Source organism: Agrobacterium sp. a22-2, assembly GCF_012276985.1.
Taxonomy (GTDB): Bacteria; Pseudomonadota; Alphaproteobacteria; order Rhizobiales; family Rhizobiaceae; genus Allorhizobium.
In genome coordinates, this window is sequence record NZ_JAAXMM010000010.1 from 173,119 (window position 1) to 198,958 (window position 25,840).

Genomic DNA, 25,840 nt, shown 5'->3' on the forward strand with positions numbered 1-25,840 from the left:
CCCGGACGTCTCCGTTGATGCCCGGCTGCGCCGTTGGCCCGCTGGACGGGAGGCGGGTTCGGGCGCTTGCCTTCGACCGTCGAATTGGGACGAGTGTGCTGGTATGTCAGGCGAATCGATGTCATGGCGTGCGGCCGTCTCGGATCGTCCAGGCGCGCCAAGCCTTGACAAATCACCCCACTCATGCGCTTTTCCGCCCGATTTTCCTCATGCCAGCCGGGCTGTGTCTGTCGCGCCTGTGCTGACGCCAAAAATGTCCAGGAACCTTTGAAATGCACCGTTATCGCAGCCACACCTGTGCCGCTCTCCGCAAGTCCGATGTCGGCGCCACCGTCCGCCTGTCCGGCTGGGTCCATCGCGTCCGCGACCATGGCGGCCTGCTGTTCATCGATCTGCGCGACCATTACGGCATCACCCAGGTGGTGGCCGACCCGGACAGCCCCGCCTTCAAGCTGGCCGAGACCGTGCGCGGCGAATGGGTGATCCGCATCGACGGCCTGGTCAAGGCCCGCTCGGAAGAGACCATCAACAAGACCATGGCGACCGGCGAGGTCGAACTCTATGCCCAGGAGATCGAGGTCCTGGCGGCTGCCAAGGAACTGCCGCTGCCGGTGTTCGGCGAGCCGGATTATCCCGAAGACGTGCGCCTGAAGTACCGCTTCCTCGACCTGCGCCGCGACACGCTGCACAAGAACATCGTCAAGCGCACGCAGATCATCTCCGACATGCGCCGCCGCATGGGCGAGATCGGCTTTGCCGAATATTCGACGCCGATCCTGACCGCCTCTTCGCCGGAAGGTGCACGCGACTTCCTCGTTCCGTCGCGTATCCATGAAGGAAAATTCTTCGCCCTGCCGCAGGCGCCGCAGCAGTACAAGCAGCTGCTGATGGTGGCCGGCTTCGACCGCTACTTCCAGATCGCCCCGTGCTTCCGCGACGAAGACCCGCGCGCCGACCGCCTGCCGGGCGAATTCTACCAGCTCGACCTGGAAATGAGCTTCGTCACCCAGGAAGACGTCTGGGACACCATGGGTCCCGTGATGACCGGCGTGTTCGAGCAGTTTGCCGAAGGCAAGCCGGTGACCAAGGACTGGCCGCGCATTCCTTATGACGTGGCGATCCGCAAATACGGCACCGACAAGCCGGATCTGCGCAACCCGATCGTGATGGAAGGGGTGACCGACCATTTCCGCGACTCCGGCTTCAAGGTCTTCGCCGGCATGATCGCGTCCAACCCGAAGGTCGAGATCTGGGCCATTCCCGCCAAGACAGGTGGTTCGCGCGCCTTCTGCGACCGCATGAATGCCTGGGCGCAAGGCGCCGGCCAGCCGGGCCTCGGCTACATCTTCTGGAAGGAAGAGGACGGCAAGATTGCCGGCTCCGGTCCGCTCGCCAAGAATATCGGCGAGGAGCGCACTGACGCGATCCGCACGCAGCTCGGCCTTGAGGCCGGTGACGCCTGCTTCTTCGTGGCCGGCGATCCGGCGAAGTTCTACAAGTTTGCCGGCGAAGCCCGCACCCGCGCCGGCGAGGAACTGAACCTTGTCGACCGCGACCGGTTCGAGCTGTGCTGGATCATCGACTTCCCGTTCTACGAATGGAACGAGGACGAGAAGAAGGTCGATTTCGCCCACAATCCGTTCTCCATGCCGCAGGGCGGCATCGATGCGCTGGAGAACCAGGACCCGCTGACGATCAAGGCCTACCAGTATGACGCCGTCTGCAACGGCTTTGAAATCGCCTCCGGTTCGATCCGTAACCAGTCGCCGGAACTGATGGTCAAGGCCTTCGAAAAGGTCGGCCTCAGCCAGGCCGATGTCGAGGAGCGTTTTGGCGGCATGTATCGTGCCTTCCAGTACGGGGCGCCTCCCCATGGCGGCGCCGCCTTCGGCATCGACCGTGTCGTCATGCTGCTGGTCGGTGCGAAGAACCTGCGCGAAGTCACGCTGTTCCCGATGAACCAGCAGGCCCAGGACTTGCTGATGAACGCCCCGGCACCGGCCACACCGACCCAGCTGCGCGAACTGGCGCTGCGCGTCGTGCCGACGCCGAAGAAGGACTGAGCTTGATGTGAGGGCGGCTTGTCTGCCTCAACGTGCTAGCCCCTCATCCGCCTGCCGGCACCTTCTCCCCGTTTTGACGGGGAGAAGGACGAGCGCCGCATAGGTCAACGCTGATCTCAGGCGTTGAGTGGGGGCACGTCCCCTCTCCCCGCTTGCGGGGAGAGGGCTAGGGTGAGGGGCAAGGTCGATAACCGATGCCGTCGCATCCTCAGTCCGCGACAATCGCATTGTCGAGGAAGAACCATTGGTCGAGATGGGCCCGGATCATCGGTTCGATCACCGAATTGAGCAAAGCGATATCCTCGATGATCCGTTCGCCGTTCTTGGCCTCCGGCGGCAGGGTGATCGGCGGCAGCGCCTGGCAGACGAAGGTGAAGCCGTCTTTGCGCAGATTGTACCACGGGCAGATCGTCGCCCCGGTCATGCGGGCGAGCCGGATGGTCATCGCCAGATTGCCTTCCAGATGCGGCTTGCGGCCGAACAGCGGGCCGCGGATCTTGCCGCCGACACCTTCGTCGCAGAAGGCCGAGACGATGCCGCCGCTTTTCAGCACCCGCACGGCCGGGCGAATGCCTTCAAGGCCCGGTGGCAGGAAGTTGAGGCCGTTCTTGCGGCGCACACGCTCCGAAATCCATGCCTTGGCGCGGCCCGGCGGCGGCGTGTAATTGACATAAGGCACCAGGCCGGCGCGCTTCAGCACGATCGGGCCGATCTCCCAATTGCCGAGATGCATGCCGACGAAGATCACCGGCCCGCGCTTGGCGGCGTCCGCGACCCATTCGATATTGTGCACCTCGATGCGTTCGGGGTGATTTGCCAGCCGGTTGATCACCGAAAACTCGGTCATCAACCGCCCCTGGGTGCGACAGTTCTCAAGGAACAGCGCTTCCTGCTCGGCAGAGCTCAGATGCGGGCACAGTTTTGCGATCGTGGCGCGGGCGCGCTTTTCGGCCGCCTTGTGAAAGCGGGGGATGGCGAAGACGCCGAGACGCGCGCCGAAATTCGAACAGGCATCCATCGGCAAGAGCTTCAGGCCGAAATGGCCGAGAAGATGCAGGCCGTTCCAGATATTGTCGCTGATCCAGTAGCGCGTAAATGCCGCCCGCCGCTCGCCGCCGGCCATCAGGTCGGCAAGGCCCGGCCGCTCCGCCCGGCGGAAGATCCAGGCCTTGCGCTTGGCGATGCCGTCCCTGGTCGGTTCCTTTGGCGCGCTCATGCCGCGTGGTCCTGGCGGCGGTGCAGGGTCACCGGCAATCCGCCTTTCGGCCGCAGGGTCAGGCGGCAGATCGGCTCGACCTTGTGATCTTCGGCGACGCGAACCTTGTATTTCTGGGCAATGATCGCGAGACACAGGATCGATTCCGTCAGGCCGAAATGCAGGCCGGGGCAGACCCGCGGTCCGCTGGCAAAGGGAATGTAGCTGTAGGGCGTCGGACGCTTGCCATTCATGAAGCGCTCGGGCTTGAACAGATGCGGGTCTTCGAACAGGCCGGCGGTGCGGTGCAGGATCCACGGCACGATCAGCACCAGCGCGCCCGGCGCCACGTCGATATCGCCGATCTTGTCGGCCTGCTTGGCCTGGCGGGCAAGGATCGGCACCGGCGGATAGAGCCGCAGGGTCTCCTCGATGATCGCCTTGCAGAGTTCCAGCTTCGGCACGTCGTCGATCGTCGGCGTGCGGTCGCCGCAGACCTTTGCGATTTCCGCATGCAGCGCCTTTTCGACCCATTCGGCGCGCGACAGCAGATACCACGACCAAGTCAGCGTCGCCGCCGTGGTCTCGTGGCCGGCCATGAAAATGGTCGCTGCCTCGTTGCGTAGCGCCACCTGGTCGAGTTTGAGCTCCGGATTGCGCTGCTGCCGGCGGATCAGCAGTTCGACCATGGAATTGTGGTCGCCGCGCCCGGCCAGGTGATCCTCCACCACCTTGTCGATGATGCCGTGGATGCGCTTCACCGAGCGGCGCAGCGACGGCGTGCGCAGCACCGGCAGGCCTTCGTCGAAACCGAGGAAATAGCCGATATTGATACTGTCGATCAGCGACTGGTAGCTGGTGAAGCTGTCGGTCACCGCATCGGCGCTGTCCTTGCCGAGCTGGTTGCCGAACACGCTTCTGGAAATGATCTCGGCGGTCAGGCCCGCCATCTCGTGCAGGGCGTTGACGGTCGCACCTTCCGGCATGCCGTCCCAGCGATGCACCAGTTCGGTTGCCGTCTTCTCCATCACCGGGCCGAAGGTCGGCACGCGGTTCATGTGCACGATATCGGAGACCAGCGAGCGGCGCTGCTTCCAGGTCTCGCCATCGGAAATGAACAGGCCGTCGCCCAGCAGATATTCCAGCGCCCGGCGCATCTGCGGGCTCTTGCGCTCGAAATTCTCGTGGCGCTTGACCACGACCTGGCGGATCATGTCGGGCGAATTGACCACGACGATCTGCCGCCCGAGCAGCTTGATCTGGGAAACCTTCTCGATGTAGTCGCTGGCCCGCCAGATCGACAGGAAGTCGGCGCGCGCCTGCAACAGCAGTTGCAGCGGCTTGCCCGGCGCTCCTGAATAATACTTGGCATGGGCCGGCTCGAAGACCTCGCCGGAAAGCTGTTCCTTGAATTCGACAGGGCGCTGTAGCCAGGAGAGCATGAAGGATCCGATCATTGCCTGCAGGTGCCGTTCGGGTTTAGCGGCCCGTGGCGAGGCGTCAACCCATCGGCGCCAGATTAGCCCGAATTTGATGCCGGCAGAATATCGGCAAGGCCGGCGCACCTGTGACGAATGCGCGCTGCCGGCGGACCGGCAGCGGCAGGTTCAAAGGGATGCTGCCGGCATCAGTCGTTGGCCGTCACGTCGATGCCGAGCACCTTCGGCAGCGTTTCCGGCGCACCCATGCTGGCTCCCATGATCATCGGGAACGGCACCGGGTTTTCCGGAGCAGCCGTGATGGTGAAGCTTTCCGGCTTGTCGATATAGGCGTTGACGGCGGCCGAGACGGTGTTCTGGATGTCGCCGAGCTTGGCCTGGGCCAAAAGCAGGGGAACCATGCCCTTGACCATCTGGCCGATATCCTCGCCCGACATGCCGCCCTGCTGGGCGCCGGCGTAATCCAGGCCGCGCTTGGTGATGCCGTCGTCCTCGAAGCGGATCTCGGCGCCGACGAAGTTCATCTGCTGGGCAAGGCCGAGCATGGCAAGGCCGGCGGCCTGCTGGGCTTGCTGGTTGTTCGGATCGGTCTGCATGGTGCGGGCCGTTTCCTGCAACTGCTTGACCAGTTCCATCGTGTAGCCGGACAGGGTGAAGGCGAGGTTCAGGCGGCCGATGCTGGCGAAATCGAAGGCATATTCCTCGACGTCGATCGTACCGCTCGGCAGCTCCCAGCTGCCCTTCATCGTCACCTTGCCGTCGAGCGACGTCAGGCCGAGCTTCTCGATCGCCTCCTTGGACTTTGCATCCTCGACCATGCTGAGGTCGCCCTTGATGCCGGTGACCTCGCCTTCGAAGCTGAGCGTCGTACCTTCATCGTCGACGCCCATTTCGGCACTGGATTCGGCAATCGAGAACACCGGCTTGCCGTCGACCGTGACGGAAATCGGGCCGCTATGGGCTTCCTCGTAGAGCATCAGCGAATCGATGTCGCCGCTGGTCGTGCTGGCCGGTACATGAATGCCGGCAAGGTAGAGATCGGCCACCGAGAAACTGGCCTTGTCTTGGATGAAGTTGATGGCCGGAAAATCCAGCCGCTCGATATAATAGGCGCCGCCGTCTTCTTCGCTGACCCCTTTGAGGGTCAGGTCGCCGACCGGCAGAGGCTTGGCATCCGGCGTGTTGACCGTCAGCGTGACCCCCTTGAGCAACACGTCGTCGCCATCGACCTCCACGGCACTGGCGGAGATCTTGCCGCTGCCGGCCGCATAGGCGGCATTGATCTTGGCGAGCAGATCCTGTCCGTCCAGCGCCCAGACCGGGCCGGGAAGCATGACGAGAGCAGCGCCCGCGAGGAAAAGTCTGGTGGTGCTGAAGTAGGTCATCAAGGGTCCTCTTGAATGGTGAATGTCCGAAAATCCGTTATCGGCATGAAGAGCATGTCTTTTATAGGATCGGCCCGCAAAAGTTCCACCGCTTTTGCACTTGTCGATCAATTTGTCAGAACTTGCTGTGACTGTGGTCATAAGCCCTGGTAATCCACAGCCGCGCACCCTTGCTTGCCTTGCCGGAACAGGGCTTCTCGGTTAGTCAGAAACCATGGGAAAAGATCTTGTGCCCCCGCCGGATGGTGGGGATAACGTTACGCCGGTCGATTTGAAGGCTGCGCTCGAAGAGCGCTATCTGGCCTATGCCTTGTCGACCATCATGCACCGGGCGCTTCCCGATGTCCGCGACGGACTGAAGCCGGTGCATCGCCGCATCATCCATGCGATGAGCGAAATGGGCATCCGGCCGAATTCGGCCTTTAAGAAATGCGCCCGTATCGTTGGCGACGTGATCGGTAAGTTCCACCCGCATGGCGACCAGTCGGTCTATGACGCGCTGGTCCGCCTCGCGCAGGATTTCTCGCAGCGCTATCCCGTGGTCGACGGCCAGGGCAATTTCGGCAATATCGACGGCGACAGCGCGGCGGCCTATCGTTACACCGAAGCGCGCATGACCGATGTCGCGGCGCTGCTGCTCGAAGGCATCGAGCAGGATGCCGTCGATTTCCGCCCGACCTATAACGAGGAAGACGACGAGCCTGTCGTGCTGCCGGGCGCCTTCCCGAACCTGCTCGCCAACGGCTCGTCCGGCATTGCGGTCGGCATGGCGACCTCCATCCCGCCGCACAATGCCCACGAACTCTGCGACGCCGCGCTGTATCTGATCAAGAATCCCGGCGCGAGCGTCGAGGAGTTGATGTATGATCCGGCCCATCCGCAGAAGGGCGGCATCGAAGGTCCCGACTTCCCGACCGGTGGCGTCATCGTCGAGAGCCGCGAGAGCATGCTGGAAACCTACCGCACCGGCCGCGGCGGTTTCCGCGTGCGGGCCAAGTGGGAAACGGAGGATCTGGGCCGGGGTGGTTATCAGATCATCATCACCCAGATCCCGTTCCAGGTGCAGAAGTCGCGTCTGATCGAGAAGATCGCCGAGCTGTTGATCGCCCGCCGCCTGCCACTGCTCGAAGACATTCGCGACGAATCGGCCGAAGACGTCCGCGTCGTGCTGATCCCGAAGAGCCGCACGGTCGATCCGACCATCCTGATGGAATCGCTGTTCAAGCTGACCGAGCTCGAAAGCCGCTTCCCGCTCAACATGAACGTGCTTTCGATGGGCCGCGTACCGCGGGTCATGGCGCTGAACGAGGTTTTGAGCGAGTGGCTGGCGCATCGCAAGGACGTGCTGATCCGCCGTTCGAAATTCCGGCTGGCGGCCATCGACAAGCGGCTGGAGATCCTCGGCGGCCTGCTGATCGCCTATCTCAACCTCGACGAGGTGATCCGCATCATCCGCGAGGAGGACGAGCCCAAGCCCGTGCTGATCGAGCGGTTCACGCTCACTGATCTGCAGGCGGAATCGATCCTCAACATGCGGCTGCGCAATTTGCGCAAGCTGGAAGAATTCGAGATCCGCAAGGAATTCGACGAACTGTCGGCTGAAAAGGCCGAGATCGAGACGCTGCTCGCCTCCGACGACAAGCAGTGGCAGACCATCGCCTGGGAAATCGGCGAGGTGAAGAAGAAATATGCCAAGGCGACCGAACTCGGCCGCCGCCGCTCGCAATTCGCCAATGCACCGGAGGCCGATCTCGAAGCCATCCAGCACGCGATGATCGAGAAGGAACCGATCACCGTCGTCGTCTCGGAAAAGGGCTGGATCAGGGCGCTGAAGGGCCATATCTCCGATACCTCCACTTTGACCTTCAAGGAAGGCGACGGCCTGCGGGTAGCCTTCCCGGCCCAGACCACCGACAAGATCCTGCTGCTGACCACCGGCGGCAAGGCCTATACGCTCGGCGCCGACAAGCTGCCGGGCGGCCGAGGCCATGGCGAGCCGATCCGCATCATGGTTGACATGGAAAACGATCAGGACATCCTGACCGCCTTCGTGCACGATCCGCATCGCAAGCTGCTCTTGGCCTCCACCGCTGGCAACGGCTTCGTGATCGCCGAGAACGAAATGATCGCCAATACCCGCAAGGGCAAGCAGATCATGAACGTTGCCATGCCGGACGAGGCCAAGCTTGTTGTCACCGTCAGCGGCGATCATGTGGCGATCGTCGGCGAAAACCGCAAGCTGCTGGTCTTCCCGCTGGCGCAGATCCCGGAAATGACCCGCGGCAAGGGCGTCCGCCTGCAGCGCTACAAGGATGGCGGCGTCTCCGACATCCGCTGCTTCGTGATGGCCGACGGCCTGACCTGGGCCGACAGCGCCGGTCGCACCTTCACCAAGACCATGGCCGAACTGGTCGAATGGCAGGGCGACCGCGCCACGGCCGGCCGCGCCGTGCCCAAGGGCTTCCCGCGCAGCGGCAAGTTCTCCGGCTGATCGGCGGCAAGCCTTAGCGGACGGTAGCCTCTCGGCTTGACCGGGATCAAGGTCGCGCCTATCGCAGCGGGTAGTGTCCGTTTGACGACAGGAGTGACGGCCGATGTCCATATCGATCAGCAGGCGAGCGGTTTTGACCGGGGCAGGCGGTGTGCTGGCGCTGGGCGTCGGGGCGTCCGTGCTTGATTTTCGCACTTCCGCCGAGGCTTACCGGCGCTATGTGGAAGATCAGCGGGCAGCACTGTCCGGCCCGGCGGACGCCCATGCGCTGGTGCGCTATGCGACGCTTGCCGCCAATGGCCACAATACCCAGCCCTGGCGCTTCCGGATCGGCCCGGACGAAATTGCCATCTCTCCGGATATCGCCCGCCGCACGCCGGTGGTCGATCCTGACGATCACCATCTCTATGTCAGCCTCGGCTGCGCGCTTGAAAATCTGGTGCTGGCGGCCGGCGCCAGCGGGCAGGGGACGAATGTGGTGATCGGCGAAGACGGGCAGACCGGTGCCTCGGTCAGGCTGTCCGGCACATTTGCGCCGGGCGCCGACGATACGGCAATGTTCGAAGCCATTCCCCGCCGCCAATCCTGCCGCGCGCTCTATGACGGTAAGCCCGTCGCCGCGGAAGACTTGGCGCATCTGAAGACGGCGTCGCTGGTACCCGGCGTCGATCTGGTGCTGCTGACCGATCGCCCGCAGATCGATGCCGTGCGCGATCTCGTGATCGCCGGCAACGATGCCCAGATGGCCGACCCGGCCTTCCTGCGGGAATTGAAGGACTGGCTGCGCTTCAGCCCGAAAACCGCCCGCGAGACCGGAGATGGCCTCTATGCAGCGGCCAGCGGCAATCCCGCCTTGCCGGAATGGCTGGGCCGGACGGCCTTCGACCTGGTGTTCAAGGCGCCGGCTGAAAACGAGAAATATGCCCGGCAGATGGACAGTTCGGCCGGCGTCGCCGTGTTTTCGGCCGTCAGCGAAGGTCCCGCCGGTTGGATGGCGGTCGGCCGCGCCTGCCAGCGCTTCTGCCTGATGGCGACCGCCCTTGGCCTCAAGACCGCCTTCGTCAACCAGCCCGTTGAGGTGGCCGGCCTGCGCCCGCAATTGGCCGCGATATCAGGGCTTGGCGCCCGTCGCCCGGATATCGTCCTGCGGTTCGGCCGGACCAGCCAGGTCCTGCCATTCTCGGCCCGCCGTCCGGTCGAGGCGGTGCTGGTCGCCTGAACCATGCAGTTGGCAGGATTTGTGCCGGCAGTGCGCTGCTTCTTCGATGCCGCTTCAAGGTGCCAGGCGTCACCGTCACTCGCTGTCGGTCCCGGGCGCGCTGTCCACTCGTTCCCAGCCCTGGTTCATCAGGTGTTCCTGCGGCAGGAAGCGGATCTTGTAGTCCATCTTGCGTGAGCCCTTGACCCAGTAGCCGAGATAGACATGCGGCAGGCCGAGGGTCTGCGCCCGGGTGATATGATCGAGTACCATGAAAGTGCCGAGCGAGCGCTTGGCATGGGCCGGATCGAAGAACGAATAGACCATCGACAGCCCGTCACTCATCATGTCGGACAGGGCCACGCCGATCAGTTCGCCCTTGTCCTGGTGCGGGCCGGTCGGACGCAGCCGATATTCGATGATGCGCGTCCGGACGTGGGTGTCTTCCACCATGATGGCGAAATCGAGCGCCGACATGTCGGACATGCCGCCATTCTGATGGCGATGGTCGAGATAGCGGCGGAAGATCGAGAACTGTTCGGTGGAGGGCTGGGCGGGAAAGGCGGTGGCGACGATATCCCGGTTGTCGGCAAGCACGCGGCGCATCGAGCGCGTCGGCGTGAATTCCTTGGCGAGGATGCGCACGGAAATACAGGCCCGGCAGGATTCGCAGGCCGGCCGGTAGGCGATGTTCTGCGACCGTCGAAAGCCGCCCTGGGTCAGCAGGTCGTTCATGTCGGTGGCGCGCGGGCCGACGAGGTGGGTAAAGACCTTGCGCTCCATTTCTCCGGGCAAGTACGGGCAGACAGCCGGCGCCGTGAGATAGAATTGCGGAGAGGTCGGTGTCTGTGTGTTCATCTCACCTGTGCCGTGGGCCGTGCTGGACGCCAGATTCCATTAGCATGGCGAAAGAATGAAAAACGTCAACCGGATGATGGCGGCGATGGGGGTCCCGCGCGCAAAAGGTCCGGTCTGGCGCAGTAACGGCCGGATCTGTCGGGGGAGAAAGGGCACAAACTGCAATCGGATCAGACCATCAGGGTTTTGTAGTCGACCGATTCGCCAGCGGAGGCGATCGGAACAAGCGGCACGTAAGCACCGCTCCGTCAGGGGGCGGTGGATCAGTTGGTGCGGATCGAGGCGGTGCCGATCAGCAGGTCGTGCACGAGACGCGAGCGTTCGGTGAAGAGGCCGGCCAAGAGGATCAGCGGCGTCAGCACCGAATTGAGGATCCAGAACAGCGCCAGATGAGCGATCGCGGTGATGAAGTCGATCTTCTGGCCGTCGAGCCGGATCATCGCGATGCCCATGGCCCGCATGCCCGGCGTCGCCTGCGAGGGACCGGCCAGTGACAGGCCGAAATAGAGCCCGGCGACGACGAAGAACAGGATCGGATAAAGCAGGAAACCGAGCCCCAGCGTCAGGATGCCGAGAAAGAACACCAGCACGGCCGCCGGCACCCAGAGGGCCGCCACCAGCAGATAGTCGATCAGGAAGGCGAACACGCGGCGCGACAGCACGCCGCTATAGGCTCGCCAGTCTTCCGGCGCGGCATAGGACGGGTTCGGGTCGAGGCTCATGGGACGGCTTCCTTTCGCGTTATTCCAATGAAATATGGGGAAGAGCCGTCGACATTACAATCCGTGAGCGCCGGTCAGCCGCCGCGTTTGTCGAGCAGCTTTGCCACGTCCATGGCGAAATAGCTGAGGATGCCGTCGCAACCGGCCCGCTTGAAGCACAACAGCGTTTCCATCATCACCCTTTCGCCGTCGATCCAGCCATTCATGGCGGCGGCCTTGATCTGGGTATATTCGCCCGACACCTGATAGGCGAAGACCGGCAGGCCAAAACTTTCCTTCAGGCGCCAACAGATGTCGAGATAGGGCAGGCCGGGTTTGACCATCAGCATGTCGGCGCCTTCTTCGACGTCCAGCGCCGCATCGCGGATCGCCTCGGTGCCGTTGGCCGGGTCGATGTAATAGGCCTTCTTGTCGCCCTTCAGCAGGCCGCCGGTGCTGATCGCCTCGCGGTAGGGACCGTAGAAGCCGGAGGAGAATTTTGTCGCATAGGACATGATGCCGACCGACTGGTGTCCGTTTGCATCCAGCCCGCGGCGGATCGCCCCGATGCGACCGTCCATCATGTCGGAGGGCGCGATGATATCGGCGCCGGCATCGGCCTGGAGAATGGCCGCCTTGACGATCTGCTCGACCGTCTCGTCGTTGACGATATCGTCGCCGCGCAGGATGCCGTCATGGCCGTGGCTGGTGAAAGGGTCGAGCGCGACGTCGGTGATGACACCGATATTGGGCACCGCCTTCTTGATGGCGGCCGTCGTCCGGTTGATCAGGTTATTGGCTTCCAGGATGTGGGAACCAGTCTCGTCGCGCAACTCCATCTCGATATTGGGAAAGGTGGCGAGCGCCGGAATGCCGAGATCGGCGGCAGCCTTGGCCGCTTCCACTGCTTTGTCGACCGTCATGCGGTTGACGCCCGGCATGGCGGCGATCGGCTCGCTGATACCGGTGCCGGGAATGACGAAGATCGGCCAGATCAGATCGTCGACGGTCAGCCGGTTTTCCTGCACCAGACGGCGCGTCCAGTCGGCCTTGCGGTTGCGCCGCATGCGGCGGTGGCCGGTGATCTCGTCGACCAGATGTATCTTGTCCTGCATGGATTTGCGCCCCGCTGTCTTGAAAGCCCGAAATCGGCCGAATGTGATCGGATATGCGGGCTGCATATCATGGCGGAAAAGTTTTGCACACTCCAAGGCCCGCCGTGCCGGGCTGGAGACTGGCGGCAGATCGTCGCTGCGCCTATCTTCGCAGATATGGAAGATGATTCTGCACATGTGCCAAAACGAAGCCTGACCGAGACGCTGTTTGTCGCATTCCTGCGCATCGTGGCGATCTCGTGCCTGTGGCTGGGCATTCAATACTGGTCCATGCTGGTCGGCTATTCTCTGCAGGGGCACGCCCGCTTCGATCTGCTCAGCCTGCCGTGGAAGGTGGCGGCCTCCAGCCTGGCTGTCGGCTTTCCCGTCGCCGCGCTTGGCCTGTGGATGGCCGTATCCTGGGGCCCCGTGATCTGGGTTGTCACGGCCGGCGGCCAGGTCCTGATGCACGGCGTCTGGCCGGAGATCTTCGGACACAACGCGCTGATCGTCCCGATGCATCTCTTGGTGGCGGTGGTCTATATGGTCTTTCGTGCCGCGCTCTGGCTTGAAAAGCGACACAAGGCGCAGGAAATAAGAGTTGATTTACCCTGATGGGAGGTCGGTTGACGGTAAGTTCCTGTTAAGCCTGCGTTTTAAGTAGAATTTTATTCGCATTGGATAGTGTGTCTCTCAAGGCGGGCAAAACAACAAGAGCCGCCGCTAAAACAGTGAGGCAGACACAATGAACACGAAAATCAAGCCACAGCCGATCGCCATCGATCCTGAAGAACAGACGATCCGTTCTCTCTACATGGAATCCCTGCACCTGGTGGAACGTCTTCACCGCCGCCTTCTCGACGTCATCAAGGACGAGTTCGACCGCCAGGGCCGCAACGACGTCAATGCCGTCCAGGCCCTGCTGCTGTTCAACATCGGCAACTCGGAACTGACCGCCGGCGAACTGCGCTCGCGCGGCTACTATCTCGGCTCCAACGTCTCCTACAACGTCAAGAAGCTGGTCGACCTCGGCTTCATCAACCACTCCCGTTCGCGTGTCGACCGTCGCTCGGTTCGCATCAGCCTGACGGAACAGGGCCAGGACGTGGCCGAGACCGTCGCCAAGCTTTACGACCGCCATATCGGCTCGATCCAGAAGGTCGGCGGCATCGGCACGGACGAGTTCACCAACATGAACAAGCTGCTGCAGCGCCTCGACCGTTTCTGGAACGACTCGATCATGTATCGCCTGTAAGGCGTTACCTCTTCCTCCGATTGGAGCTCGGTCCGGGTACGCATGACGCGTATCCGGCCGCTCGTCGTTTCCGACATCCACCACCCGGCACAACCGCAACACACTCTTGTGAGCACAATCCACCTGACACGCTTTGGCCATATTGATATGGGAGCCGCTGAGGTTAAGTATTAAGGGTCGGAGCATCGCTCAATGGGCGATGTAAGCTCCAGGCTTGCTGGTCGGCGGCGAGTGTTCGTCGCTTTTTCTTAACCATGTGCGTGTAAGCCCGTGGGATGATGGCGGAATAGGAAGCGGTAGGAAAAATGTCGAAAAAGACAGGAATGGTTGCCGTCTCGCGTCGCGCTTTGTTGCGTGGTGTGGCAGCAGCCGGTGCAACGGTTCTGGCTGGCCAGGCAATGGCCCAGACGGCGATTGACGAATTGATCAATGCGCCGCGGCGCGGCAACTGGGACGACCAGTTCGACGCCAAGGCCTCTCGCACGGTTGCCGGCGTCGTTTCGAACAATCCGATGCTGAGCCCCAACAATTTCATCAACATGCAGCAGGCGATCACCGATTACCAGACGATCGTTGCCAATGGCGGCTGGCCGCAGGTCAATCCGAGCATCAAGCTGCGCCTTGGCGCCGTCGATCCCTCGGTCCAGGTGCTGCGCCAGCGCCTGATGATCTCGGGCGATCTGCCGCGCTCGGCCGGCCTTTCCAATTCCTTCGACAGCTATGTCGACGGCGCCGTCAAGCGCTTCCAGTCGCGTCACGGCCTGCCGGAAGACGGTGTGCTCGGCGAGTTCTCGCTGAAGGCCCTCAACATCTCGGCAGACGTTCGCCTCAACCAGCTCAACGTCAACTTCCAGCGCCTGCAGGATACGCTCGCCAAGCCGCTGGAGGCCCGCTACATCGTCGTCAACATTCCGGCTGCCTATGTCGAGGCCGTTGAGAACGACCAGGTCGCGTTGCGCAATTCCGCGATCGTCGGTCGTATCAGCCGCCCATCGCCGCTGGTCAGCTCCAAGGTCTCCGACATCATCCTCAATCCTTACTGGACCGCGCCGCGCTCGATCGTCGAAAAGGACATCGTGCCGCTGATGCAGAAGGATCCGACCTATCTGGCGCGCAACAGCATCCGCCTGATCGACGGCAACGGCAACGAAGTGGCGCCGGAAAGCGTCGACTGGTTCGCGCCGAAGGCGCCGAACCTGATGTTCCGCCAGGACCCGGGCAAGATCAACGCCATGTCCTCGACGAAGATCAACTTCCCGAGCCCCGACGCCGTCTACATGCATGACACGCCCACTCAAGGGTTGTTCAACAAGCTGATGCGCTTCGAATCCTCCGGCTGCGTGCGCGTGCAGAACGTCCGCGACCTGATCGTCTGGGTGCTGAAGAACACCCCTGGCTGGAACCGCCAGCAAATCGAGCGGGTGATCGCAAGCCGCGTCAATACTCCCATCCAGGTCTCCGACGAGATCGGCGTGCACTGGGTCTACATCACCGCCTGGTCGGCCAAGGACCGCGTCGTGCAGTTCCGCGATGACATCTATGAGAAGGACGGCGACCAGCAGTTGGCGTTGCAGACCAATATCGGCCAGGAACAGATCTCCGGCTCGGTCGAAGACGACATCCTGCCGCAATAGTCGCTTTTGACGTTTTTTTAAGACAAAGGCCGCGCCCGCCAAGGAGCGCGGCTTTTTTGTGCCGGCTTGCTGCCGATGAACGAACTTCGTACAAGGCAGATATCGCCGCGGCCGGACAGGCCGCGGGACGATCTGATCAAGCGGGGGACATGCCGGTGGGGCCAATTGCGCGCAGGACGGTGCTGATCGGGGCGGGAGCATTGGCCGGTGGTCTGGTGACCCGAACCGTGATGCGGAACGACCGACCGGCAGGCTCCGTCTTTCCAGCCGAACCGATGCCGGGTGAGGGGGAAATTCTCAACGATGCCGGCCTGTTGAGCCCGACGCGGGTGGCAGCGCACGTGACCCTTGCGAACGATCGGCGCGAAGCGCTGGTTACGAGCCTGCAGGCCGAACTTGCGCAGGCGCGCAGCGCGGGCCGGCCGGTTGTCGTCAGCGCCGCCCGCCACTCCATGGGCGGCCAGAGCCTCGTGGCGAACGGCTCCGTCGTCACGCTCGACAAGGGCTGGCTGGAGGCGGACACCCAGAACAAGACCTGCCGCGTTTCGGCCGGCATGCGCTGGAGCGAGGTGATCGCAAGGCTCGACGCCATCGGCTTCTCGCCAAAAGTCATGCAGTCCAACAATGATTTCGGCGTGGCCAGCACCTTTTCGGTCAATGCCCATGGCTGGCCGGTGCCGTGGAGCGCCTTTGGCAGCACGGTGCGTTCGATCCTGCTGATGTTGGCCTCCGGCGAACTGGCGACCTGCTCGCGCACGGAAAATACCGAACTGCTCAACCTCGCCATGGGCGGTTACGGTCTGGTCGGCGCCATTGTCGAGCTGGAAATGGAGATCGTGCCGAACCGTAATCTGGAGCCGACTTTCGAGCGTATGCCGGGCGACCAGTTCGGCAAGCGATTCGTCGAGGTGCTGAAATCCGATCCGACCATCGAGATGGCCTATGGCCGGCTCGACGTGACGATCGGCTCCTTTTTCGACGAGGCGCTGCTGATCACCTATCGGCCGGCCGAGGACCAGTCGCAACTGCCGGCCGCCAGCGGTTCGGGCATCGTCAGCCATGTCGCGGCAAAGATTTTCCGGGCGCAGCTTCAATCGGACCGCATCAAGACCCTGCGTTGGGCGATGGAGACCACCATCGGCCCGAGCATGGCCTCGGGCCTTGCCACCCGCAACAGCCTGATGAACGAGCCGGCGGTGACGCTGGACGACGGCGATGCGACGCGCACCGATATCCTGCACGAATATTTCGTCTCGCCGGATCGGTTCGCCGATTTCGTGGCCGCCTGCCGGGACATCATCCCGTCGTCCTACCAGGAACTGCTGAACGTCACCCTGCGTTTCGTCGATACCGATCGTGACAGCGTGCTGGCCTATGCGACCGAGCCGCGCATCGCGGCCGTCATGCTGTTTTCGCAGGAAATGACGGTGCGCGGCGAAGGCGACATGGCGCGCATGACCGCGGCGCTGATCGAACGGGTGCTGGAGATCGGCGGAACCTATTATCTGCCCTATCGGCCGCATGCGCGGCCGGACCAGTTCGTGCGCGGCTACGGCCGGGCCGCGGAATTTGCCGCGGCCAAACGCCGGCTCGATCCCGATCTGCTGTTTCGCAACGGGCTCTGGGACAACTATATTGCGGCCCTGTGAGGCCGGGAGAAGACGATGACCAAGCTGCGCTGGATTGCTCTGTTCTATATGGTGGCCCTGCTGGTGGCGGCTAGCCTCAACTATATACCCGGCCTGACGGACGCCGAGGGCCGCGCCTTCGGTATTTTCGCGCTCGATATCTTCGATGATCTGCTGCATCTGGTCTCGGCCCTCTGGGCGGGCATTGCCGCCTATCTCTCCAGCCGTGCGGCCCGCAGTTTCCTGCTCTATTTCGGCATTCTCTATCTCGGCGACGGGTTGCTGGGGCTGGCGACCGGATCAGGGTATCTCGATCTTGGAATTCTCAACTATGGAATCCAGGACCTGCCCTTCGGCTTCAAGATCCTGGCCAACCTGCCGCATATCGCGCTGGGCGGCGGGGCGGTGCTGTCGGCCTATCTGTTTCGCCGGGAGGCCTGAGGCATGGATTTTCTGTTGCGTGCCTTGAAATGGCTGGTCGGCCTGGCGGTCCTCGGTATCGTGCTTCTCCTGCTGCCGGTCGGTTATGTAGAGACCTTCTGCAAGGCCAACCCTGAGGAGCAGAGTTTTCGGCCGCTGATCACCGAGCCGGAGTTTCAGCGCGCCGAGGCCAACAGCTACCTGACCTATCCCGAATGGCATATCGTCTATGCCTATGAAGGGCTCGCCCATGTGCTTGCGACCAATGACGAGCATGCCTTCGGCTATCTGCGCAGCGTTACCAGCTTCTGGTCGTCGTTCTGCGCGCTCAATCAGCAAGCCGGCCGCCATGGCGGGGCTGACGGGGCGACCCGCAGCACGATCCATGTGATCGGCGTCAGCTTCACGCTCGAAATGGCGATGAAGGCGGCCTATGAGGAAACGCTCGGCCATCTCTTCGCGCTGGTCCGCGGCCCGGACAAGACGCCGCAGGATCTTTATGCGGCGCGCATGGCCGAAGACTACGGCCGCTTCCTGCATCAGACGCCCTGGTACAAGTACGATTTCCAGAGAGCCATCGACGGCCTCTGGGCCGAGCCGGCCGACAGCGTGCGCGGCTGGGAGCGCCGGCTGGCGCTGGGCGGCGAATGGAAGGCGAAGGTCGCCTATGCCAGCGCGATCGAGCAGGCCGTGATGGCAACCGGCGAGGCGAAGCTTTCGATCCGCTCGGTCGTCAGGGGTCTGCCGGTGGCCGAACTCTCGGCGATCCCCGATGTAACGATCATCCAGGAGACACCGGCCTATCTGGTCATCGAGACGCCGCGCTACCGGGCCTTCACCGACATCCTGCGGCAGATCGCCGACCGGGGCGGCATGGTCAGCGAAATCGCCGGCAATGACGACATCATGGTATCGGTGGTAACCGACAGCGTCGACGCCGAGCCTGTCTTCGACAGAGCCGAGGTGATTTCGCGCATCCACCGCGATGGGTTTGCCGGTGACCGCTTGCTGTTGAAGACCAAGGTGGCTGATCTGGCGGCGCTGTTTGCCGAAGTGAAGGCCGGGCAGGCGACGCTTGAACATGTCTATGACTATTGAGGCCGGCGCAGGCTCGATCGGTCGCGCCTTCGGCCCTAGGCTTGCCCGCAGCCTTGCCGTGCTCATCGCCCTTTTGGCCGGCTGGATTGCCGCCATGGCAATTGTGACGGCATTGGCCGGGCCGCTGGTGCCGGCAGTGATCGTCATCGGCCCGACAGCCGCCTCGCATCTGCCCGAGGGGGCCGGCATGCTTGGCGGCGGTCCGCGCCGCGTGATCGTGACGGGCGAGGCGCCGCATTTCGTGCGCAGCCTCTATGCCTCCGGTGCCTGGCTGGTGCTGCCGGCGCTGCGCAACGGTTGCCTTGATCTGGGCGGCTGAGCCGTCGGCCAAAACGGCAATCTGCGGCCTTTCGACCGTCCATCGCTCTTTGATGCGCAAATGTCGTTCCCCGTATTGCTCTAAGCCGTGCGGAACGTTAAGACCCCTTGGCATCAACCCGTTCAGGAGCCTGCAATCATGTCGAACACCGATGCCTTCTTCTCCCGCCCGCTGGCCGAAGCCGATCCGGACATTTTTGGCGCGATTGAAAAGGAGCTCGGTCGGCAACGCCACGAGATCGAGCTGATCGCCTCTGAAAACATCGTGTCGCGCGCCGTGCTCGAAGCCCAGGGCTCGATCATGACCAACAAATATGCCGAGGGTTATCCGGGCAAGCGCTACTACGGTGGCTGCCAGTTCGTCGATATCGCCGAAGAACTGGCCATCGAGCGCGCCAAGAAGCTGTTCGGCGTCAATTTCGCCAACGTGCAGCCCAATTCTGGCAGCCAGATGAACCAGGCCGTGTTCTTGGCTCTGCTGCAGCCGGGCGACACCTTCATGGGCCTCGACCTCAACTCGGGCGGTCACCTGACGCACGGTTCGCCGGTTAACATGTCCGGCAAGTGGTTCAACGTCGTGTCCTACGGCGTGCGCGAAGGCGACAACCTGCTCGACATGGACGCCGTTGCCGAGAGTGCCCGCAAGCACAAGCCGAAGCTGATCATTGCCGGCGGCACCGCCTATTCCCGCATCTGGGACTGGAAGCGTTTCCGCGAGATCGCCGACGAAGTCGGCGCTTGGCTGATGGTCGACATGGCGCATATTGCAGGCCTCGTCGCCGGCAACCAGCATCCGTCGCCGTTCCCGCACTGCCATGTCGCCACCACCACGACCCACAAGTCGCTGCGTGGACCGCGCGGCGGCATGATCCTCACCAATGACGAGGATCTGGCCAAGAAGTTCAACTCCGCCGTCTTCCCCGGCCTGCAGGGTGGCCCGCTGATGCATGTCATTGCCGCCAAGGCCGTTGCCTTGGGCGAGGCGCTGCAGCCGGAATTCCAGGATTATGCCGCCCAGATCGTCAAGAACGCCAAGGCGCTGTCCGAAACACTGGTGGCCGGCGGTCTCGACATCGTCTCGGGCGGCACCGACAACCACCTGATGCTGGTCGACCTGCGCAAGAAGAACGCCACCGGCAAGCGCGCCGAGGCAGCTCTTGGCCGCGCTTACGTCACCTGCAACAAGAACGGCATCCCGTTTGACCCGGAAAAGCCCTTCGTCACCTCCGGCGTCCGTCTCGGCACGCCGGCCGGCACGACCCGCGGCTTCAAGGAAGCCGAGTTCCGCGAGATCGGCAACCTGATCGTCGAGGTTCTCGACGGCCTGAAGGTCGCCAATTCGGACGAGGGCAATGCGGCGGCGGAAGCATCGGTGCGCGAAAAGGTCATAGGCCTGACCAACCGCTTCCCGATGTATCCGTACCTTTAAAGGAGAGCCGATGCGCTGCCCCTTCTGCGGATCTGACGATACCCAGGTCAAGGACTCGCGCCCGGCGGAGGATAATACCTCCATCCGCCGGCGTCGCATCTGTCCTGATTGTGGTGGCCGCTTCACGACCTTCGAACGGGTGCAACTGCGTGAACTGATGGTCTTGAAAAAGACCGGCCGCAAGGTGCCGTTCGCGCGCGACAAGCTGGTGCGGTCCTTCGAGATCGCACTGCGCAAGCGCCCGGTCGACCGCGACCGCATCGAGCGGGCGGTGTCGGGCATCGTGCGCCGGCTGGAAAGCTCCGGCGAAACCGAAATCTCGTCCGAGGAAATCGGCCTGCAGGTGCTGGAAGCCCTGAAGAGCCTCGATGATGTCGGTTTCGTGCGCTATGCCTCGGTCTATCGCGACTTCTCCCATGCCGAGGATTTCGAAAACGTCATCGCCGAAATCAACGCAAAAATCTCCCGCGACAGCGGTGGGGAGTGAGCCTTGTCCGGCTCCTCCCATGACCGGCGCTACATGGCGGCCGCAATCCGCCTGTCGCTGACCCATCTGGGACAGACCTCCACCAATCCCTCCGTCGGCTGCATCATCGTCAAGGACGGCAGGATAGTCGGCCGCGGTGTGACGGCCTTGAGCGGTCGGCCCCATGCCGAAACGCAGGCGCTTGCCGATGCCGGCGAACAGGCGAGGGGGGCGACAGCCTATGTCACGCTCGAACCCTGTTCCCATCACGGCCGCACGCCGCCCTGCGCCAATGCGCTGGTGGAGGCCGGCATAACCCGCGTCGTCGTGGCCGTCACCGATCCCGATCCCCGCGTGTCGGGCCGGGGCCTGAAGATCCTCGAGGATTCGGGCATAGAGGTGACGACGGGCGTCTTGGAGCAGCCGGCCCGCCGGGCGCTCGCCTACTACCTCTCCCGCCAGACGAAAAAACGCCCCTATGTGATTCTGAAGCTTGCCGTATCGGCTGACGGCATGATCGGCCGGGCAGGCGCCGGCCAGGTCCGTATCACCGGCGATCAGTCGCGCGCTGCCGTTCAGTCCCTGCGGGCCGAGACGGATGCGATCCTGGTCGGCATCGGCACGGCGCTGGCCGACGATCCGGAACTGACGGTGCGCATTCCGGGCCTCGAATCGCGGTCGCCCGTCCGCATCGTTCTTGATCGCAGTCTGGAGCTTTCTCTAACCTCAAGGCTGGTGCGGACTGCGCGGGATGTGCCGGTCGTGATCGCGACGTCCTCCGCTCGTCTTGCCCGTGGCACTCATTACGATGAACGCCGTACCGCCCTTCAATCTGAGGGCGTCGAGGTGATAGAGGTCGGATCGCTCACTGACCTGCTAATGACGCTCGCCTTGCGCGGCGTCTCGTCCCTGCTGGTCGAAGGCGGGGCAGGCGTGGCGAGCGCCTTTCTTGACGCAGGTCTCGTCGATCGTATCCTGCTGTTCCAGGGGCCGGGCAAAATCGGCACGGACGGCATTGCATCGCCGCTGACAACAGCCAATATACCCGATGAATTCTCCCATCACCGCCAAAAGCGGTTCGGTGCGGATCTCTGCGATTGTTTTGAAAGAGCCTTTTGATGTTTACCGGCATTGTCACCGATATCGGCACCGTTGAGAGCGTTACTCCCTTGAAAGAGGGTGTGAAGCTGCGGATCGCCACCAATTACGACCCCGCCACCATCGACATGGGCGCCTCGATCGCCCATTCCGGCACCTGCCTGACCGTGACCGGCTTGCCGGAAGAGGGCAGCAATGCCCGCTGGTTCGAGGTCGAGGCCTGGGAAGAGGCGCTGCGCCTGACGACGATCGCGTCCTGGGCCAAGGGCACCCATATCAACCTGGAGCGCTCGCTGAAGATCGGCGACGAACTGGGCGGCCATATCGTCTCTGGCCATGTCGACGGCAAGGCGGAGATAATCGCCGTCACCGCTGAAGGCGACGCGACGCGCTACACCCTGCGGGTGCCGGAGCCACTGGCGCGCTTCGTGGCGCCGAAGGGCTCGGTGGCCCTCGACGGCACATCGCTGACCGTCAACAAGGTCGATCACTGCGATTTCGATGTGCTGCTGATCCGTCATACGCTGGAAGTCACGACATGGGGTGAGCGAAAGGTAGGCGACTTCGTCAATTTCGAGGTCGATACCATGGCGCGCTATGCCGCCAGGCTTGCGGAATTCCCGGCCGCGCGGCCGGAATAAGGGGCAACCTGCTTCAGATATGTAAAAGGCCCAGGCAGAGATGCCCGGGCCTTGTCTGTTTTGTGTGACGTCGTCAGCTTAGCGAACGACCATCAGGTCTTCTTCTTCATCGCGTTGGCGACCGCCGAGGGCTGCGGCAACGCTGGCGATGAAGGCGCCGACCAGCAGCGACAGGGCCCCGATCAGAGAGACGGTGGTTGCCGTCTTCTTGGCGGTGTCGGCAGCTTCCTGCGCGGCAACCTTGGTTTCCTCGATCGTGGCAAGGGTTGCATCGACCCGGGTCCGGGCATCGGCCTCGGTCAGTCCCGTGCGGGTGGCGACAACCTGCGACAGATAGGCCTTGTCAGCGTCCGGCATGGTACCGTCGACGGCGCCATTGACCAGGATCCGTGAGACCTGAGCCGTAATCTGTTCGTCGGCCTGGCCGGCCGGAACGGCCGCCGGGTTTGCCGGGCGCAGCAGCGAATCGGTGAAATAGTCGACCGAGAAGCCGTTGCCGCTCGGATCGGCCTGCGATGCGGCGACAATACCGGCCGCACCGGTTGCACCTGCCGCAGTGGCAGTTGCCTGCACACCGACACCGATGGCCGACGAGACGGCCGAACTCAGAACGCCGGCCACCAGAAGGGTGCCGAGTGCCCAACCGAGAAAGCCGTGGGCGGTATCGCGGAAGAAGACCTCATCCGTATGGATACCCACCCATTTCGTCCGCAGACGGCCGGTCAGATAACCGCCGAGCCCGGCCGACAGCCATTGCACGATGATCAGCCAGACGGCTGTGGCAGCTCCGATGGTGACGAGCGAGCTGCTCTCGCCGGAAAACGGCGACACCATCGCCAGGCCGAGGCCCGAGCCGACCAGCAGCAGGACCACGGTAATGGCCGATGCGGCCACGGCACCTGCGATGATCGCACCCCAGGATACGGCGGATTTCGACGATTCGACCGGCATGACGTTGGTGGAGGAGGAGACTGGTATGGCCATCTCCACCCCCTAGCGCCAGAAGAGCATGATAAGGATGATCAGCGGGATCGGAACCCCCAGAAACCAAAGCAAAATACCACGACCCATGATGTCCTCCTGTCAGCAATGCTGAGTTTTGTTTTGTGAGACTGCGAGAGCGACAAAGCCGCTTTCGCTGACCCGATAACCGTGGAGGCGCGGTTTTGTTCCTCAAGGACAAGGGGCCCGAAAATGCATTCGGCCCCCGCGCCATGATCGCGCAGGGGCCGTTCCGGATCTTATATTCTTGGCAGAGACAGGTCTTAGCGGACGTAGATCGTCAGGCCGCCATCGGCGGCCTGTTCGGCCGCAATGATGTTGCTGAGCTCGACCTTCTGGGTCTTCAGATCATTCGAGAGTACCTTGTTGGCCTTGATGGAGGCCTGCAATTCCAGGCTCTCTTTCGATTTGGCCGGGTTTCGCTCATGGTAGCGGGCAAAGACCGGATCGGACCTGTCGAGCGAATCGAGCGCCACGACATTGAAGCGAGGCGCCTTGTCGTTTTTCACGATGGCGTCGATCTGTTGCGGCGTCTTCACCATCTTGCTGGCATCGGACGCATAGCTGTAGCTGCCGAAGGCGATGGCGGACATAAGGGTGGCGCTGGCAATTTTCGCAAAGGGATTCATTGTTTTTCTCCTTTCAATGAAACCTGCGGTCGGGACTATTCCCGGTGGCCGTGCAAGGAGAGATATTGGATCTGATTGCGGCTTTTTCTGGAATTAAGCCTTTGAATTACATTAAGAATAATTCATTTTGACAGTCATCAATTTGCCCGATTCGAGGCGGCCGCAGAAGGCTATCTGCCGTCCTTGACGGATAGCCTTCTGCGGCCGCCAAACAAAAAACGCGGCCCGAAGACCGCGTTTGCCGTTGGCGTCTTTGAAATATGGCTTATCGACCCATGGCGCTGACGATCAAGCCGGTGGCGACGTTGATCAGCACATAGGTGCCGTCGACCTCAACCCAGCGTTCGCCATGGCCGGGACTGCGCAGCTTGCGCTGCTTGAAATCCTGATCTGATACACGGTGGCCGCGATGCTCCGGCGGCAGCATCTTGCCCTTCTTGAGAATGATGGGCTGCTGCTGGCTTGCCGGCGGCTTTTTGTGGTCCTGCGCAAAGGCGGCGGGCGCGAGGAAAAAAGAAGCGCTTATCAGGGCGACGATCATTTTATTCATATCAATTCCTTTCATCGATGCAGCGAGAACGCGTCACCAATGGAATTGATCCGATTATAAATTATTAAAATTATGTAACATAACTATTTTGTGATGGCCGAGCCGTTCAGCTGCCGGGCTCGCCATCCCAGTAATCGAGCGACCCCGTCGAGCGGACCATCTGCCGGAACACCGGCCGGCCCTTGGCATCGTTGGTCTTGGTCAGCACCTTGCCTGAGTCGGGATATTCCACCACTTCGGTCTTCGCCTTGGTCGAGACCGCCAGATAAGTCAGTAGCTCGTCGCCCGTGTTGATGATCTGGTGCGCCGTATCCGGCCCGCCGGCCGGCGCCCCCAGCACATCGCCCGCCTTGCATTCCAGCCGCGCGCTGCCTAGCCGGTAGGTTCCCCGTCCCGACAGGATGATGAAGAGCTCGTCTTCCACATGGTGATTGTGGAACGGACAGGAGGCCTTGCCGGGCGGGACCTCGCTGTAGCTGATGCCGAGGCCCTTGAGACCAAGGGCGGCCCCGATGGTGGCATCGGCACCGGCATAGAACGTGCCTTGCGAAAACGGCTCGAGGATGAGGTCGCGCAAAGTGACGATGGCTTTGGCAGTGTCGGACATCGGATCATCCTGATTTGGCGACGAGGCGCCCTGGGAGTGGTATGGAAAGCCGCACAATGCAAGAAAAGCGGCATTTCCGACAGGCCTTTCTAAAAACACTTGCCATTGGCGGTCCGCCGTGGTTTGACCGCCCTCTGCTCGGCGCTCGCCGTATTTTCCGTCCGATTTAGGGTGAAGATCATGCCAGACAACACATCCGCGCCGCATCTTTTGATCGTTGAAGCGCGCTTTTACGACGACATGGCCGATGCCCTGCTCGACGGTGCGAAATCCGCACTGGACGAAGCCGGCGCCAGCTATGACATCATCACCGTTCCCGGTGCCCTCGAAATTCCCGCAGCCATTTCCATGGCGCTCGATGGCGCCGACCAGGGCGGCACGGACTATGACGGCTTTGTCGCGCTCGGCATGGTCATCCGCGGCGAAACCTTCCATTTCGACATCGTCGCGACCGAATCCTCCCGTGCCCTGATGGATCTTGCCGTGTCGGAATCGCTGCCGATCGGCAACGGTATCATGACCGTCGAGAACGAGGCACAGGCCTGGGCCCGCGTTCGCAAGTCGGAAAAGGACAAGGGCGGCTTCGCGGCCCGTGCGGCTTTGACGATGATCGAACTGAAGACGAAACTGGGCGGCTGAGC

25 protein-coding genes are annotated in these 25,840 nt (G+C 62.6%); 15 read left to right on the forward strand and 10 right to left on the reverse strand.

Annotated features, from left to right (window positions below; all coding sequences use genetic code 11):
• Window positions 1–272 precede the first annotated feature (272 nt).
• A complete protein-coding gene (gene aspS / locus HFC70_RS17030; protein ID WP_168474471.1) occupies window positions 273–2,063 on the forward strand; it encodes an aspartate--tRNA ligase in 1,791 nt (596 codons plus the stop codon).
• Window positions 2,064–2,271: 208 nt separating this feature from the next.
• On the opposite strand, the gene HFC70_RS17035 is transcribed toward aspS, so the two are convergent.
• The 3 genes from HFC70_RS17035 to HFC70_RS17045 all read right to left on the reverse strand — a co-directional run bounded on the left by HFC70_RS17035 (window position 2,272) and on the right by HFC70_RS17045 (window position 6,082).
• Window positions 2,272–3,279, reverse strand: a complete 1,008-nt coding sequence (locus tag HFC70_RS17035) for a lysophospholipid acyltransferase family protein (protein ID WP_168474472.1) — start codon at window positions 3,277–3,279, stop codon at window positions 2,272–2,274.
• Complete coding sequence (locus HFC70_RS17040; protein WP_168474473.1) at window positions 3,276–4,700, reverse strand: cytochrome P450; 1,425 nt, start codon at window positions 4,698–4,700, stop codon at window positions 3,276–3,278. Before HFC70_RS17040 ends, HFC70_RS17035 begins: the two co-directional genes overlap by 4 nt.
• A gap of 185 nt (window positions 4,701–4,885) precedes the next feature.
• Window positions 4,886–6,082: a hypothetical protein gene (locus HFC70_RS17045; RefSeq protein WP_168474474.1), complete on the reverse strand. Its 1,197-nt coding sequence runs from the start codon at window positions 6,080–6,082 to the stop codon at window positions 4,886–4,888.
• A gap of 214 nt (window positions 6,083–6,296) precedes the next feature.
• On the opposite strand from HFC70_RS17045, the gene parC reads away from it, so the two are divergent.
• Window positions 6,297–8,573: a DNA topoisomerase IV subunit A gene (gene parC / locus HFC70_RS17050; protein WP_168474475.1), complete on the forward strand. Its 2,277-nt coding sequence runs from the start codon at window positions 6,297–6,299 to the stop codon at window positions 8,571–8,573.
• A gap of 103 nt (window positions 8,574–8,676) precedes the next feature.
• Window positions 8,677–9,792 (forward strand): nitroreductase family protein, encoded by a 1,116-nt coding sequence (locus HFC70_RS17055; protein ID WP_210259304.1) that lies wholly within the window; start codon window positions 8,677–8,679, stop codon window positions 9,790–9,792.
• Window positions 9,793–9,867: 75 nt separating this feature from the next.
• On the opposite strand, the gene HFC70_RS17060 is transcribed toward HFC70_RS17055, so the two are convergent.
• From HFC70_RS17060 to hemB, 3 genes are all read right to left on the reverse strand, one after another.
• Window positions 9,868–10,629 carry an arginyltransferase gene (locus HFC70_RS17060; protein ID WP_168474476.1) on the reverse strand — a complete coding sequence of 254 codons (762 nt, stop codon included), beginning with the start codon at window positions 10,627–10,629 and terminating at the stop codon, window positions 9,868–9,870.
• 263 nt (window positions 10,630–10,892) lie between these two features.
• A complete protein-coding gene (locus tag HFC70_RS17065) occupies window positions 10,893–11,351 on the reverse strand; it encodes an RDD family protein (RefSeq protein ID WP_168474477.1) in 459 nt (152 codons plus the stop codon).
• Window positions 11,352–11,425: 74 nt separating this feature from the next.
• Window positions 11,426–12,445 (reverse strand): porphobilinogen synthase, encoded by a 1,020-nt coding sequence (gene hemB / locus HFC70_RS17070; RefSeq protein WP_168474478.1) that lies wholly within the window; start codon window positions 12,443–12,445, stop codon window positions 11,426–11,428.
• A 156-nt stretch (window positions 12,446–12,601) separates the two neighbouring features.
• On the opposite strand from hemB, the gene HFC70_RS17075 reads away from it, so the two are divergent.
• The 11 genes from HFC70_RS17075 to HFC70_RS17125 all read left to right on the forward strand — a co-directional run bounded on the left by HFC70_RS17075 (window position 12,602) and on the right by HFC70_RS17125 (window position 22,411).
• Window positions 12,602–13,039 carry a DUF6163 family protein gene (locus HFC70_RS17075; protein ID WP_168474554.1) on the forward strand — a complete coding sequence of 146 codons (438 nt, stop codon included), beginning with the start codon at window positions 12,602–12,604 and terminating at the stop codon, window positions 13,037–13,039.
• A gap of 130 nt (window positions 13,040–13,169) precedes the next feature.
• Entirely contained in the window at window positions 13,170–13,679 is a 510-nt protein-coding gene (locus HFC70_RS17080) for a MarR family winged helix-turn-helix transcriptional regulator (RefSeq protein ID WP_168474479.1), read from the forward strand.
• A 305-nt stretch (window positions 13,680–13,984) separates the two neighbouring features.
• Window positions 13,985–15,313 (forward strand): murein L,D-transpeptidase, encoded by a 1,329-nt coding sequence (locus tag HFC70_RS17085; protein ID WP_168474480.1) that lies wholly within the window; start codon window positions 13,985–13,987, stop codon window positions 15,311–15,313.
• Window positions 15,314–15,462: 149 nt separating this feature from the next.
• Window positions 15,463–16,962: an FAD-binding oxidoreductase gene (locus HFC70_RS17090; protein ID WP_210259305.1), complete on the forward strand. Its 1,500-nt coding sequence runs from the start codon at window positions 15,463–15,465 to the stop codon at window positions 16,960–16,962.
• Between the two features lie 15 nt (window positions 16,963–16,977).
• On the forward strand, window positions 16,978–17,382 hold the full coding sequence (locus HFC70_RS17095; protein WP_168474482.1) for a DUF4383 domain-containing protein: 405 nt from the start codon (window positions 16,978–16,980) through the stop codon (window positions 17,380–17,382).
• Window positions 17,383–17,385: 3 nt separating this feature from the next.
• Entirely contained in the window at window positions 17,386–18,459 is a 1,074-nt protein-coding gene (locus tag HFC70_RS17100) for a hypothetical protein (RefSeq protein WP_168474483.1), read from the forward strand.
• Window positions 18,443–18,778, forward strand: a complete 336-nt coding sequence (locus HFC70_RS17105) for a hypothetical protein (RefSeq protein ID WP_168474484.1) — start codon at window positions 18,443–18,445, stop codon at window positions 18,776–18,778. Before HFC70_RS17100 ends, HFC70_RS17105 begins: the two co-directional genes overlap by 17 nt.
• Before the next feature lie 138 nt (window positions 18,779–18,916).
• On the forward strand, window positions 18,917–20,206 hold the full coding sequence (gene glyA / locus HFC70_RS17110; RefSeq protein WP_168474485.1) for a serine hydroxymethyltransferase: 1,290 nt from the start codon (window positions 18,917–18,919) through the stop codon (window positions 20,204–20,206).
• Window positions 20,207–20,216: 10 nt separating this feature from the next.
• Entirely contained in the window at window positions 20,217–20,693 is a 477-nt protein-coding gene (gene nrdR, locus HFC70_RS17115; RefSeq protein WP_168474486.1) for a transcriptional regulator NrdR, read from the forward strand.
• Between the two features lie 3 nt (window positions 20,694–20,696).
• Window positions 20,697–21,791: a bifunctional diaminohydroxyphosphoribosylaminopyrimidine deaminase/5-amino-6-(5-phosphoribosylamino)uracil reductase RibD gene (ribD, locus tag HFC70_RS17120; RefSeq protein WP_168474487.1), complete on the forward strand. Its 1,095-nt coding sequence runs from the start codon at window positions 20,697–20,699 to the stop codon at window positions 21,789–21,791.
• Complete coding sequence (locus HFC70_RS17125) at window positions 21,791–22,411, forward strand: riboflavin synthase (RefSeq protein ID WP_168474488.1); 621 nt, start codon at window positions 21,791–21,793, stop codon at window positions 22,409–22,411. Before ribD ends, HFC70_RS17125 begins: the two co-directional genes overlap by 1 nt.
• Before the next feature lie 78 nt (window positions 22,412–22,489).
• Here the strand turns inward: HFC70_RS17125 and HFC70_RS17130 are convergent, their stop codons facing one another.
• The 4 genes from HFC70_RS17130 to HFC70_RS17145 form a co-directional block, all read right to left on the reverse strand.
• Window positions 22,490–23,395: a hypothetical protein gene (locus tag HFC70_RS17130; RefSeq protein ID WP_168474489.1), complete on the reverse strand. Its 906-nt coding sequence runs from the start codon at window positions 23,393–23,395 to the stop codon at window positions 22,490–22,492.
• 281 nt (window positions 23,396–23,676) lie between these two features.
• Window positions 23,677–24,042, reverse strand: a complete 366-nt coding sequence (locus HFC70_RS17135; RefSeq protein WP_168474490.1) for a hypothetical protein — start codon at window positions 24,040–24,042, stop codon at window positions 23,677–23,679.
• A 265-nt stretch (window positions 24,043–24,307) separates the two neighbouring features.
• A complete protein-coding gene (locus HFC70_RS17140) occupies window positions 24,308–24,583 on the reverse strand; it encodes an RcnB family protein (protein WP_168474491.1) in 276 nt (91 codons plus the stop codon).
• A gap of 115 nt (window positions 24,584–24,698) precedes the next feature.
• Entirely contained in the window at window positions 24,699–25,199 is a 501-nt protein-coding gene (locus tag HFC70_RS17145; RefSeq protein ID WP_168474492.1) for a cupin domain-containing protein, read from the reverse strand.
• A gap of 180 nt (window positions 25,200–25,379) precedes the next feature.
• Here HFC70_RS17145 and ribH point away from each other — a divergent pair, with 180 nt between their 5' ends.
• Window positions 25,380–25,838 carry a 6,7-dimethyl-8-ribityllumazine synthase gene (gene ribH / locus HFC70_RS17150; RefSeq protein ID WP_168474493.1) on the forward strand — a complete coding sequence of 153 codons (459 nt, stop codon included), beginning with the start codon at window positions 25,380–25,382 and terminating at the stop codon, window positions 25,836–25,838.
• Window positions 25,839–25,840: the final 2 nt, after the last annotated feature.